The 11,357-nt window shown below is 71.8% G+C and carries 10 protein-coding genes; 9 read left to right on the forward strand and 1 reads right to left on the reverse strand.

Annotation, left to right across the window (positions count from 1 at the left end; genetic code table 11):
• The first annotated feature begins 447 nt into the window (after nt 1–447).
• The 3 genes from ABH927_RS02270 to ABH927_RS02280 are packed head-to-tail and all read left to right on the forward strand — an operon-like array spanning nt 448 to nt 3,372.
• Nucleotides 448–1,842: a DUF2079 domain-containing protein gene (locus ABH927_RS02270; protein ID WP_370017724.1), complete on the forward strand. Its 1,395-nt coding sequence runs from the start codon at nt 448–450 to the stop codon at nt 1,840–1,842.
• A 43-nt stretch (nt 1,843–1,885) separates the two neighbouring features.
• On the forward strand, nt 1,886–2,224 hold the full coding sequence (locus tag ABH927_RS02275) for a PadR family transcriptional regulator (protein WP_370017725.1): 339 nt from the start codon (nt 1,886–1,888) through the stop codon (nt 2,222–2,224).
• 32 nt (nt 2,225–2,256) lie between these two features.
• On the forward strand, nt 2,257–3,372 hold the full coding sequence (locus ABH927_RS02280) for a hypothetical protein (RefSeq protein ID WP_370017726.1): 1,116 nt from the start codon (nt 2,257–2,259) through the stop codon (nt 3,370–3,372).
• A 62-nt stretch (nt 3,373–3,434) separates the two neighbouring features.
• Here ABH927_RS02280 and ABH927_RS02285 read toward each other — a convergent pair whose 3' ends face one another.
• Nucleotides 3,435–4,334 (reverse strand): UbiA family prenyltransferase, encoded by a 900-nt coding sequence (locus ABH927_RS02285; RefSeq protein WP_370017727.1) that lies wholly within the window; start codon nt 4,332–4,334, stop codon nt 3,435–3,437.
• Nucleotides 4,335–4,451: 117 nt separating this feature from the next.
• On the opposite strand from ABH927_RS02285, the gene ABH927_RS02290 reads away from it, so the two are divergent.
• The 6 genes from ABH927_RS02290 to ABH927_RS02315 all read left to right on the forward strand — a co-directional run bounded on the left by ABH927_RS02290 (nt 4,452) and on the right by ABH927_RS02315 (nt 11,310).
• Nucleotides 4,452–5,567: a type III polyketide synthase gene (locus tag ABH927_RS02290; RefSeq protein WP_370017728.1), complete on the forward strand. Its 1,116-nt coding sequence runs from the start codon at nt 4,452–4,454 to the stop codon at nt 5,565–5,567.
• A 21-nt stretch (nt 5,568–5,588) separates the two neighbouring features.
• Nucleotides 5,589–6,149 carry an isoprenylcysteine carboxyl methyltransferase family protein gene (locus ABH927_RS02295; protein WP_370017729.1) on the forward strand — a complete coding sequence of 187 codons (561 nt, stop codon included), beginning with the start codon at nt 5,589–5,591 and terminating at the stop codon, nt 6,147–6,149.
• Nucleotides 6,146–7,252, forward strand: a complete 1,107-nt coding sequence (locus tag ABH927_RS02300; protein ID WP_370017730.1) for an NAD(P)/FAD-dependent oxidoreductase — start codon at nt 6,146–6,148, stop codon at nt 7,250–7,252. Before ABH927_RS02295 ends, ABH927_RS02300 begins: the two co-directional genes overlap by 4 nt.
• Nucleotides 7,253–7,478: 226 nt before the next feature.
• Nucleotides 7,479–8,198: a sensor histidine kinase gene (locus ABH927_RS02305; RefSeq protein WP_370017731.1), complete on the forward strand. Its 720-nt coding sequence runs from the start codon at nt 7,479–7,481 to the stop codon at nt 8,196–8,198.
• A gap of 332 nt (nt 8,199–8,530) precedes the next feature.
• Nucleotides 8,531–11,179 carry a class III lanthionine synthetase LanKC gene (lanKC, locus tag ABH927_RS02310; protein WP_370017732.1) on the forward strand — a complete coding sequence of 883 codons (2,649 nt, stop codon included), beginning with the start codon at nt 8,531–8,533 and terminating at the stop codon, nt 11,177–11,179.
• Nucleotides 11,179–11,310, forward strand: a complete 132-nt coding sequence (locus ABH927_RS02315) for a SapB/AmfS family lanthipeptide (RefSeq protein ID WP_370017733.1) — start codon at nt 11,179–11,181, stop codon at nt 11,308–11,310. Before lanKC ends, ABH927_RS02315 begins: the two co-directional genes overlap by 1 nt.
• Nucleotides 11,311–11,357 lie beyond the last annotated feature (47 nt).

The following is an 11,357-nucleotide window of genomic DNA, read 5'->3' on the forward strand; positions in this document are numbered from 1 at the left end:
GCGGTTCCGCGCACCGTAATGAGGAATGCACCATCGAGGACGCATTCACCCCAATCAGCTGTACGGCATAGCGGTATTTCCTGGATAAACCGGCGACATGAATTTCGGGGGGACGTCTGCCGCTCCGCGCTGCTCGGGAACGTCGCGTCGGGGCCCGGCTTCGGGGTCCAGCTTGGGGCCCAGCTTTGGGGTCTGGCACACCCTGCCGTTACACGGCTGCCGATAGCCTGTCTCGTTGGACGCGGCTTTCCGCCGAACCCGGCAAGTGATGTGATGGACGCTCGGATATCGCCTGCCCGAATGAGAATCGGCCCGCCGGTGCGCACGGATCCACGCCGGGCCGGGGTTCGGCGGCCGTTCTCCCGGACAAGACGCAAGAGACCCGACATAACCGGAATAGTCCTCATCACGACTGTTTCGGCGGCCTTGTATGCCTATTACTCGTTGATGTCATTGGCCCGATTCCGGGCCGGGGCGTACGATCTCGTGATCTTCGATCAGGCGGTCAGGTCGTATTCGCGGTTCGGCCCGCCCGTCTCGATGATCAAGGGTGTGCACAACGGGTTCGGGCCCGGGTTCTCCGTGCTGGGCGACCACTGGTCGCCGATCCTGGCCACGCTGGCGCCCCTCTACTGGATCCACGACGGCCCCGAGACGCTGCTCGTCGCGCAGGCGATCCTGCTGGCGCTGCCCGTCCCGTTCCTCTGGGCGTACGTCTCGCGGACCTTGAGCGGGGCTCTGACGGCGTCCGGCGCGCGCCGTGCCGCCTACTGCGTCAGCGTCGCGTACGCGGTCTCCTGGCCGATCGCCGAGACCGTCGCCTTCGACTTCCACGAGGCGGCGTTCGTGCCGCCGCTGACCGCGATCCTGCTGGAGCGCCATCAGGCCGGTCGCCCTGGGCACGTCGCCCTCGCGGCGGCGCTGCTCCTCCTCGTCAAGGAGGACATGGGCCTGTTGGTCGCCGGACTGGGCCTCTTCATGATCACACGGAAGGACGGCAGGCGGCTGGGGGCGGCCTTCGTCGCCGCGGGCGTCGTGACGGCGTACGCGACGAGCCAAATCTTGATCCCGCACTTCGGCGGCCGGGCGGACTACTACTGGGCCTACTCCGCCCTCGGCGGCGACTTCCCGAGCGCGGCCCTGCATGCCGTGACGCGTCCCGGCGACGCCCTGGGACTGCTCGTCAACCCTCCGATGAAGGCGCGGACGGTCGCGCTGCTGTTCCTGCCCGTGCTGTTCACCGCCGTGTTCTCGCCGGTCACGCTGGCCGCGATCCCGTTGCTCGCGGAGCGGATGCTGGCGAGTTCGTTCCCGAACTGGTGGGTTCCGCACTACCACTACGGCGCCTTCGTCGTGGTCGTCGTCTTCGCCGGCGGGGTGGACGGCGCCCGGAGGCTCGCCGGGCACCTCGACGCTCTCCGGGGGAGACGGGCGAACGCCGTCCGAGGGAGACGGGCGAACGCCGTCCAGTGGTGGGCGGTGCTGACCCTCGCAGTGGGGCTGGCGAGCGTCCCGTTCTTCGGGTTCGGCGGGCTCCTCACCCCCGGCTTCCACGCCTCCACCGAGCGGACGCGGGCTGCGGCGCACGCCGTGGCGGTCGTGCCCGACGGCGCACGGTGCGAGGCGGCCGGCAATCTCGCGCCCGCCCTGTCCGGCCGCACCGAGACGCTCCTGTGGGACCGCACCCCCCGCTGGGCGCCATGGGTCGTGGCGGACGTGCGGCGGCAGACCTTCCCGTTCGTCTCCGTGAAGGAGCAGTCGTCCCGAGTCCGCTTCCTGCTGCGACACGGCTATCGGCTCGTCTTCCAGGAGGACGGCTATCGGGTCCTGCGCCGGAGCTGACTTACCTCTCCCAATATCTTGTCAGCCGATATATTATGGCCGCATGAGCCCTCGGACCATGACGGAGCCCGCGTTCTTCGTCCTCACCGCGCTGGTCGACGAGCCCCGGCATGGCTACGGGATCGCGCGGGAGGTCGAGAAGCTGTCGGACGGGCGGGTGCAACTCAAGATCGGCACGTTGTACGGCGTGCTCGACCGGCTGGCCGCCGACGAACTGGTCGCGCCGGACCGGGAGGAGGTCCAGCAGGGACGGCTGCGCCGCTACTACCGGCTGACCGATTCGGGGGCGCGCGCGCTGGAGGCGGAAGCCGTACGGCTGGCCGCCAACGCCAGAAGCGCCAGCGAACGTTTGCAGGCCCGGCACGCGGGAGGCGCGGCATGACGGGGATGGACGATACGACGGGGACGACTGGCATGACGGGCATGTCCCTTCTGGAGGAGCGCTACCGGCGCGTGCTCCGGCTGCTGCCCGCGTCCTACCGGACCGCGCGGGAGGACGAGATGGTCTCGGCCTTCCTGGAGGGCTCGGAGGGGGTCGTGGACGACGACAACCCCCGGCCCCGCTGGTCGGAGGTCGCGAGCGTCGCGGCGCTGTCGGTCCGGGTCCGTCTCGGCGGCATCGGCGCGGCGCCGAGGTTCTTCGCGTGGGGCGAGACCGTCCGGCTGGTGGCCCTGCTCGGGCTCGCGTTCCAGGCCGCGCTGGGATACGTGACATTCGGGAACGGGCTGCAGGGCTATGGCCTCGTCGGCCCTGCGCACCCGGACTACGCGGCTCCCTTCGGCGACCCGGGATCCGCGGACCGGTTGTGGCATGTCATTCGGCTGGCGGCGGACCTGCTCGGGCCCGCGGCGTTCGTGGCGCTGGTCCTCGGCCGCGTCCAGATCGCGAAGGCGGCGGCGCTGCTCGGCCTCGCGGCGGCGGTCTACGACGTGGCATCGGCCCACGCGCCGGGGGACGTGATGCTCCGGTCCATGGCGCCCGTCGTCCTGATGCTCCTCGTGCCCGTGCTGGCCCTGCTCGCCGGATTCCACCGGGACGCGCCAGTGGTGCGCCGCCCGCTCTGGGTGGCCGCGCTTCCCATCGTCGCGGGCTGCCTGCTGTACGGCGTGCTGACCGTGCTGGGCTCCATGTCACTGGCTCCGCTCATCGACGTGCGGGTATGGCCGTGGATCTGGCCATGGATGGCCCCCTCCGGGCTGGCCTGCCTGGCGATCCTGCTCGCGAGCGTGGCATGGGCCGTACGGAGCGGGCGGGCTCGGCGGAGTGGCCGAACCGGGCAGACCGGGCGCAGGCCGTCGGTGCCGCTCGCGCTGGCGATCCTGATCGTGCCCGTCCTGCTCGCCATGGCCGCGAGCCTGAATCTCACGGCCGTCGACCCGTTCAGCCGGACGATGACGGTCATGACCGTCGCCCAGCTCACCGCCCTCGTGGTCTGCGGGATCGCACTCATCGTCGCCGGGGTCAGGGCGCTGCCTCCGTCCGACGCGCCGGCGGCGGGCGGGATCGCCATGCCGGATCCCGCTGCATAGCCCGGGCAGCCACCGGCGGGTCCGGACACGAAGACGCCCTGCGGACGACTGCCGTGCGGCATTCAGAGGGAGGTGATGCCGGTGCCTGTGGCGATGAGAAGGACGACGTCGACGGCGGCGCAGACGATCGCCGCCGCGAACGGGGCCTTGGGCGACCGTCCCGCGAGCAGCAGGCCGGCCGCGCCGGACAGGGCCACGGCGGCCAGCCCCACCCAGCCCAGCGCGGACGGGGCGCCCGGCGGCGCCAAGACGAGCAGCGCGGAGGCGACCATCGGCGGCACCGGGATCAGGGCCCGCACACGGCCGGGACCGAGGCGCTGCGGCCAGCCGCGGACACCGGTGGCGACGTCCGCGGTGATGTCGGGCAGCACGTTGGCGAGGTGTGCTCCGCAGCTGAGAAGCGCCGCGGCGGCGACGGCCCACCACGCCGGCCACTGGCGCCCCGGCAGACCGGCGGCCACGAACACCGGCACCGCGCCGAATCCCGTCGCGTAGGGAAGCCAGGAGAACACGGTGGCCTTGAGCCCCAGGTTGTACGCCCAGGCCGCCGCGACGGCGATGAGGTGGACGGCGCCGGCGGCCAGGCCACAGGCAAGCGAGAGCGGCACGCACAGGACCAGCGCGATGATCGCGGCGGCGAAGACCGTCCGCGCGCTCACCAGGCCGGCGACGATGGGCTTGGCCGTGCGGCCCACGGCGGCGTCCCGTCCGGCGTCGACCGCGTCGTTGCACCAGCCCACCGAGAGCTGGCCGGTCAGCACGGCGACGGCCACGAGCGCGCAGCCCGGCGCGTCGCGGCCGCTCGCCACGGCGAGCGCGGTGACCAGAGCGGTGACCGCCACGGTCGGCCCCGGATGGCAGGCCCGCCCGAGCCCGGCCACCACCGCGGGCCGGAACCCCCGCCCAATGAAAGCCTGGGCGCGCCGATCGGCGGTCTCGCCTGAAGCCCCGCTCTCGGTCACGCCCCGAGCGTAACCTCTCGCCCTCATCGTGACGATCATCCCGAGCCGGCGAGGCATGGCGATGGCCAAGACGGGCAAAAGGAAGGTGTCGCTGCTGTCGCCGGCACGGGGGATGAGATGACGCGAATCGCCGCTGTCCACGGTGTCCTCCCTCCGAACCGCTACTCCCAGGCTGAGATCACCGACGTGGTGGCCAAGGTGTGCCTTCCCGCGGGCACCGACCGGAGGCTGCTCGACCGGCTGCACGCGAGCGCCCAGGTGGGCCACCGCAACCTCGTGCTGCCGCTCGACCAGTACGGCAAGCTCGACGGCTTCCGGATGGCCAACGACCTGTTCATCGACGCGGCCGTGGAGCTGGGAGTCGAGGCGATCGGCGGGGCCCTGGACGCGGCCGGGCTGGCGCCCGCCGACATCGACATGATCATGTGTACGTCCGTCACCGGCATCGCGGCGCCCTCCATTGACGCCCGGCTGGCCGGCCGTCTCGGGCTGCGCCCGGACGTCAAGCGCCTGCCGGTCTTCGGCCTCGGTTGCGTGGCGGGGGCGGCGGGGATCGCCCGCCTGCACGACTACCTGCGCGGCTGGCCCGATCACGTGGCCGTGCTGCTCTCCGTCGAGCTCTGCTCGCTGACCCTCCAGCGCGCCGACGGCTCCGTGGCGAACCTGGTGGCGAGCGCGCTCTTCGGGGACGGCGCCGCCGCCGTGGTCGCCTGCGGCCCCGAAGCCCGCCCGGCATCCGGACGCCCAGCATCGGGACACCCCGAACTCCAACGCCCGGGGCCGCCTCAGCGCTCCCCCGGACCGACGGTGGTGGCGACCCGCAGCCACCTCTATCCCGGCTCCGAACGGGTGATGGGCTGGGACGTCGGCGACACCGGGTTCACGGTGGTGCTGGACGCCAGCGTCCCCGACGTGGTCCGCACCTACCTCGCCGACGACGTCAACGGCTTCCTCGCGGACCACGGCCTCACGACGGACGACGTGACGGCCTGGGTGTGCCACCCCGGCGGCCCGAAGGTCCTCGAGGCGGTCGCCGAGACCCTGGGGCTCCCTCCGGGCGCTCTCGACCTGACGTGGCGTTCCCTGGCCGAGATCGGCAACCTGTCCTCCGCCTCCGTCCTGCATGTCCTCCGGGATACCCTCGCCCTGCGGCCTCCGCCGCCCGGCACACCGGCACTGCTCATCGCCATGGGTCCCGGATTCTGTTCCGAGCTCGTCCTGCTGCGCTGGTAGCCGACCCGGAGGTTCCCGGAAATGTCGCCCTGGTACGCACTGCTCGTGTCGCTCGTCGGCGCGGAACGCCTCGCCGAGCTGGTGGTCGCCCGCCGCAACGCGCGGTGGAGCCTCGCCCGCGGCGGGGTGGTCGCCGGGCGCGGCCACTACCCGTGGATGGTCGCCCTGCACACCGGTCTGCTCGCGGGGTGCCTGCTGGAGGTGTGGCTGGCGGACCGGCCGTTCGTCCCGGCGCTCGGCTGGCCGATGCTCGGCCTGGTCGTGGCCGCGCAGGGGCTGCGCTGGTGGTGCGTCTCGGCGCTCGGACACCAGTGGAACACCGAGGTCATCGTGGTGCCAGGACTGCCGCTCGTGAACCGCGGGCCGTACCGGTTCCGGTGGCTGCGCCACCCCAACTACGTGGCGGTGGCGGTGGAGGGTGCCGCGCTGCCGCTGGTCCACAGCGCGTGGCTCACCGCGGCCGCCTTCACCGTGCTCAACGCGGCGCTGATGGTAGTGCGGATCCGCTGCGAGAACGCCGCCCTGGCCACGCTGGCGCCACGCGAGCCCGCCGTGCGGAGCTCGGGCGGGACGGCCCCGTGATCGACGTGCTCGTCGCCGGCGGAGGTCCGGCCGGTTTGGCGACCGCGATTCACGCGGCGCTCGCCGGGATGGAGGCCGTCGTGGTCGAGCCCCGGACCGGGCCCGTGGACAAGGCGTGCGGGGAGGGGCTGATGCCGACGGGCGCCGCGGCCCTCCGGTCGATTGGCGTCGTCATGGAGGGCAGGCCGTTCCGCGGCATCCGCTACCTCGACGGGCGCCATCGGGTCCAGGCGGCCTTCCGGGACGGCCCAGGGCTCGGTGTGCGGCGGACCTCGCTTCACGCGGCGCTCAGCAGGCGCGCCGAGGAGCTGGGCGTCCGGATCGTCCCCGGCCACGTCGGCAGCGTGCGCCAGGACGCGGACGCCGTCCATGCCACAGTCCATGGCACCGGCCACGCCGCCGTTCACGCCGCCGTTCACGCCGCCGCTGACGCCGCCGTCCGCGAGGCCGGGAACGGGCGCGGCTCAACCGAGGTCCGCGCGCGGTGGCTGGTCGCGGCGGACGGGTTGCACTCGCCGCTGCGCGCCCTGCTCGGGCTGGAGCTCCCCGCGTCCCGCCCCCGGCGGTACGGCCTGCGCCGGCACTACCGGATGGCCCCGTGGACCGACTTCGTGGAGGTGCACTGGGCGCCGGGCGGCGAGGCGTACGTGACGCCTGTGGGCGACGACCTCATCGGCGTCGCCGTGCTGAGCTCGCAGCGGCGGAGCTACCCGGAGCACCTCGCGGAGTTCCCGGACCTGTTGTCCCTGCTGGAGGGCCCGCCCGCGACGCGGGTGCGCGGAGCCGGGCCGCTGCGCCAGCGCGTGCGGTCGCGGGTGGCGGGGCGGGTGCTGCTGGTCGGTGACGCCGCCGGATACGTGGACGCGCTCACGGGCGAGGGACTGTCGCTGGCGCTGCTGTCCGCGGAGGCCCTCGTGGGCTGCCTCCGGGCCGGCCGTCCCGCGGCGTACGAGGACGCCTGGCGGCGGCTGTCGCTGCGCCACCGGCTGCTGACCGCCGCCCTGCTGGAGGCCCGTCATCACCCCCGGTCCGCGCGGATGATCGTCCCGGCGGCCCAGCGCCTGCCCGCCCTGTTCCGGGCGGCGGTCCGCGCGCTCGCGTGAGGCGGCGACCGGCCCGCGCGCCAATTGTCTATGGCCGGAATTCCCCATTCTCGGGCAGCCGAATTCCATGATGCGAACAGATCGCCGGTGATGGCGGGAAGGCCGAAATAGAATAGAATTCCATCGACGTCAAGTCACCATATTTCTTGACTTGTATGCAAGGATCTAGCCTGTGCACCTCAAGGAGAGACCGATCTTCCTGCGAGCATGACTGGAGGATCCTCCCTTGCCCAGGCCTGTCATGCTCGCGCTCGTTTTGTCACTGGGGTGCATCCTGTGCGCCTCCCTTGCCGTCCTCGCCGTAGTCCTGCGCCGGCTGCGGCGGGCACGGGCCACGCAGGCCGAGGCCGTACGGCAGGCGGCGGCCGAGGCGCGGGAGCAGTTCGGCCGGGACGTGCACGACCTGGTCAGCAGCCGATTATGGCTGGCGTCCCTCACCGCCGAGCTCGCCTATCGCCTCGCCGACCAGAACGCCCCCGTACGGCCGGCTCTGGCCGACGTGATCGAGTCGATCCAGCAGGCGGCCACCGACATCCGCAACCTGACCCGGTCCTACCAGGAGATCTCCCTCTGGTCGGAGATCGCCAACGCGCGGGCGGTGCTCGGGGCGTACGGCATCGACTGCAAGGTGGAGCTGGCCGACGTGGAGCTGGCGCCCCAGGTGGGCGCGGTGCTGGCCGTGACGGTCCGCGAGGCCGTGACGAACGTGCTGCGCCACAGCAGCGCGCGGCTGTGCGTCATCGAGATGACCCTCGAGGGCGGGTCCGTGACCCTCACCGTGGCCAACGACGGAGTCGAGCCCGTGGCCTCGCGGCAGGGGGCCGGCAGCGGCATCGACAACCTCCGCAGCCGCGCCGCCGCGCTGGACGGCGTGGTGGGAACGATCCGGGACCTCGACGGCTGGTTCCGGCTCGTGGCGGAAATCCCCAACCGCACCCGGCGTTAGAGGCCCCGTGGTCTCCGTTCCCAGGGTGTGCCATTCACATAACTCCCGAGTTAACATGTAGGTAATCGGCGACGGAAATGCCGGCCCCTGACGGGTACTGCGGGAAATCCCACATGCTTCGGACGTGCCGCATTCTCCCACTTTGACCTGCGAATTAACAGGTGATCACGGCAACGCCGCCACGGTACGGCTGTGGAGTCCATCACGGGGCACCCATTACCGCGTCACGGTCAATGACATGAAATTCACATAGCAATCTGTTGACACTCGTAACTTGGCCCGTCCCGCTATTTCCGGAATTCTTTGATGTGACCGGCCTAAGGGGACATCCTGTGATTAGTAAGTACGAGATTTACTGCCTCGCGGATCCCTTCTTCTACGACACCCTCGACCAGAAGCGTGCGGATCACCCCGACTTTCCCATCGCCGAGCGGCCCGTCCCCGACGGGTGGGCGCACCAGGCGACGGACACGTGGATGCACTACGCGCCGGCCGGCGGCGCCCTGCCCCCGCAGGGCTGGAAGATTCACATCTCCTCGTGCATGGACCAGGCGGAGCGGGTGCTGGCGGCGGCGTGGGACTACTGCGTCTCCCGCGGGCTGGCGTTCAAGTTCCTCCGCGGCCGGCGCGTCATGATGATGCAGAACTCCAAGTACGCTTTCCGCGGGTCGAGCGGCAAGCTCGTCACGATCTACCCCGTCGACGAGGTCCAGCTGGAGCTCGTGCTCAAGGAGCTCGCCGAGACCCTCGACGGCGTCGCCGGGCCGTACATTCTGAGCGACCTGCGCTACGGCGAAGGCCCGCTGTTCGTCCGGTACGGCGGGTTCGCCGAGCGCTACTGCGTGACCGGGAACGGCGAGCGCGTGCTCGCCATCGAAGACGCGGACGGCACTCTCGTGCCCGACGTGCGTGGTCCCGGCTTCGCCCTCCCGCCCTGGGTCGGCCTGCCGGAGTTCCTCGAACCGCACCTGGCGGCGAGGAACGCGGTCACCCTGGAGGGCCTGCCGTACCAGGTGGACAGCGTGCTGCACTTCTCCAACGGCGGCGGGGTCTACCTCGGGCGCGACACGCGAACGGGTGAGCAGGTGGTGCTCAAGGAGGCGCGGCCGCACGCCGGGCTCGACGCGGCCGGACGCGACGCGGTGACCCGCCTGCGGCACGAGGCGGACATCATGGAACGGCTCGCCGGCCTGGACGCCGTGCCCGCGCTCCGCGACTACTTCACGCTCGGGGAGCACCACTTCCTGGTGCAGGAGTACGTCGACGGGACCACGCTGAGCCAGCTCATCGCCCAGAGGCACCCCCTCACCCGGGCGGACCTGACCGAAGAGATCGTCGCCGGCTACACGGAGTGGGCGACCGGCATGCTCGGCCGGGTGAGGCGGGCGGTCTCGGCCCTGCACGAGCGGGGCGTGGTCTTCGGTGACCTGCACCCCTTCAACATCCTGGTCGACGGCGACCGCGTGGTGATCATCGACTTCGAGGTCTCCTCGCTCGCGGAGGACCGGGTGCGGGCGATGCTGGCGCACCCCGGCTTCGTGCCCCCGGCCGACCGGCTGGGCGTCGAGGCCGACGAGTACGCGCTGGCCTGCCTCCACCTCGGCATGTTCGCCCCGATGGCCACGATGATGCTGCCGCTTCACCGGGCCAAGGCCGTCCAGCTCGCCAGCCTCATCGAGGACACCTTCCCCGTGCCGCCGGGCCTGCTGGGCGGCGCCGTACGGACCATCCTCGGGAAGGAACCCCCGCCGCCCAGTCGGCAAGGGGCGCAGAGCAGGCTGGCGGACGGCTGGCCGGCCATCCGGGACGCCGTCGCGAAGGCCATCCTGGCGAGCGCGACACCCGAGCGGGACGACCGGCTCTTCCCCGGGGACATCGTCCAGTTCGAGCCCGGAGGGGGCGTCAGCCTCGCCAACGGCGCGGCCGGCGTGCTGTACGCGCTGGCGGCCACGGGAGCCGGGCGGTTCCCCGAGCACGAGGAGTGGCTGCTCAAGCGGGCGAAGGATCGCGGCGCCGGCATCGGGTTCTACAGCGGGCTGCACGGCGTGGCCTACGCCCTGGAGGCCCTGGGCCGCAGGCAGGACGCGCTCGACGTCGCCGGGATGTGCGGCCGGGAGTCGTGGGAGACGCTCGACCTGAGCCTCTACCGGGGCCTCGCCGGGATCGCGCTGAACCTGTTCCACCTTCACGACGCCACAGGTGAGCCGTCCTTCCTGGAGCTGGCCGGCCGGATGGTGACCGCCACGGCGGACCGGCTCGGCGGACCGGACGACGTCCCCGAGATCAGCGGCGGGGTCCACCCCCACGCGGGGCTGATGTACGGCTCCTCGGGCCCGGCGCTCCTGTTCCTGCGCGCCTACGAGCGCACCGGCGACGAACGGCTGCTCGACCTGGCGGAGACGGCGCTGCGGCAGGACCTGCGCCGCTGCGTCACCCGCGAGGACGGCCAGTTCCAGGTGCAGCAGGGCTGGCGGACCAACCCCTACCTCGACGAGGGGTCGGCGGGCATCGGGCTGGTGCTGGAGCGCTACCTCTCCCACCGGGAGGACGAGGCGCTCGCCGCGGCCCTGGCCGCCATCCGGCCGGTCAGCCGACTGGCCTACTACATCCAGCCGGGGCTGTTCGCCGGCCGCGCCGGGATGATCGCCTGCCTCGGAACCGGAACCGGAACCGGAACCGGGACGCGGCCCGACCACCGGGCGGCGGCCGAGCAGATCGCCCTGCTGGCCTGGCACGAGCTTCCGTACCCCCTTCCCGGTCGAGAGGACGGGCTGGCCTTCCCCGGGGCCCAGCTCCTCCGCCTTTCCATGGACTTCGCCACAGGGAGCGCCGGAGTGCTGTTCGCGCTCGGCACCGTGCTGCACGACGAGCCGGTCCGCCTCCCGTTCTTCGAGCCCCCCGGACGGCCCCAGGCGCAGGGGCCCCTGCGTACCGCCGCCGGGTGCCATGTCCCCCCGAACGATGGAAGGAGGTGTTCGTAATGGCACTCCTCGACCTTCAGACCCTCGAGGCCCCCGGTGGGGGTCACGGTGGCGGTGGCGGCAGCAACCTGAGCCTGCTGGGCTGCACCCCGCACGAGAACAGCAGCCTGAGCATTCTCTGCGGTAACTAGAGATATACGTGACCTGGGCGGCCCTCGTGGCCGCCCAGGTTCCCGTT

It is taken from the genome of Planotetraspora sp. GP83, from assembly GCF_041262585.1.
GTDB lineage: Bacteria > Actinomycetota > Actinomycetes > Streptosporangiales > Streptosporangiaceae > JAOEGB01.

Coding starts and splice junctions, on each gene's coding strand:
- ABH927_RS02295 (WP_370017729.1), top strand. CDS start 5,589: ATGTCGCCCTGGTACGCACTGCTCGTGTCGCTCGTCGGCGCGGAACGC.
- ABH927_RS02270 (WP_370017724.1), top strand. CDS start 448: ATGTCATTGGCCCGATTCCGGGCCGGGGCGTACGATCTCGTGATCTTC.
- ABH927_RS02315 (WP_370017733.1), top strand. CDS start 11,179: ATGGCACTCCTCGACCTTCAGACCCTCGAGGCCCCCGGTGGGGGTCAC.
- ABH927_RS02280 (WP_370017726.1), top strand. CDS start 2,257: ATGACGGGCATGTCCCTTCTGGAGGAGCGCTACCGGCGCGTGCTCCGG.
- ABH927_RS02275 (WP_370017725.1), top strand. CDS start 1,886: ATGAGCCCTCGGACCATGACGGAGCCCGCGTTCTTCGTCCTCACCGCG.
- ABH927_RS02290 (WP_370017728.1), top strand. CDS start 4,452: ATGACGCGAATCGCCGCTGTCCACGGTGTCCTCCCTCCGAACCGCTAC.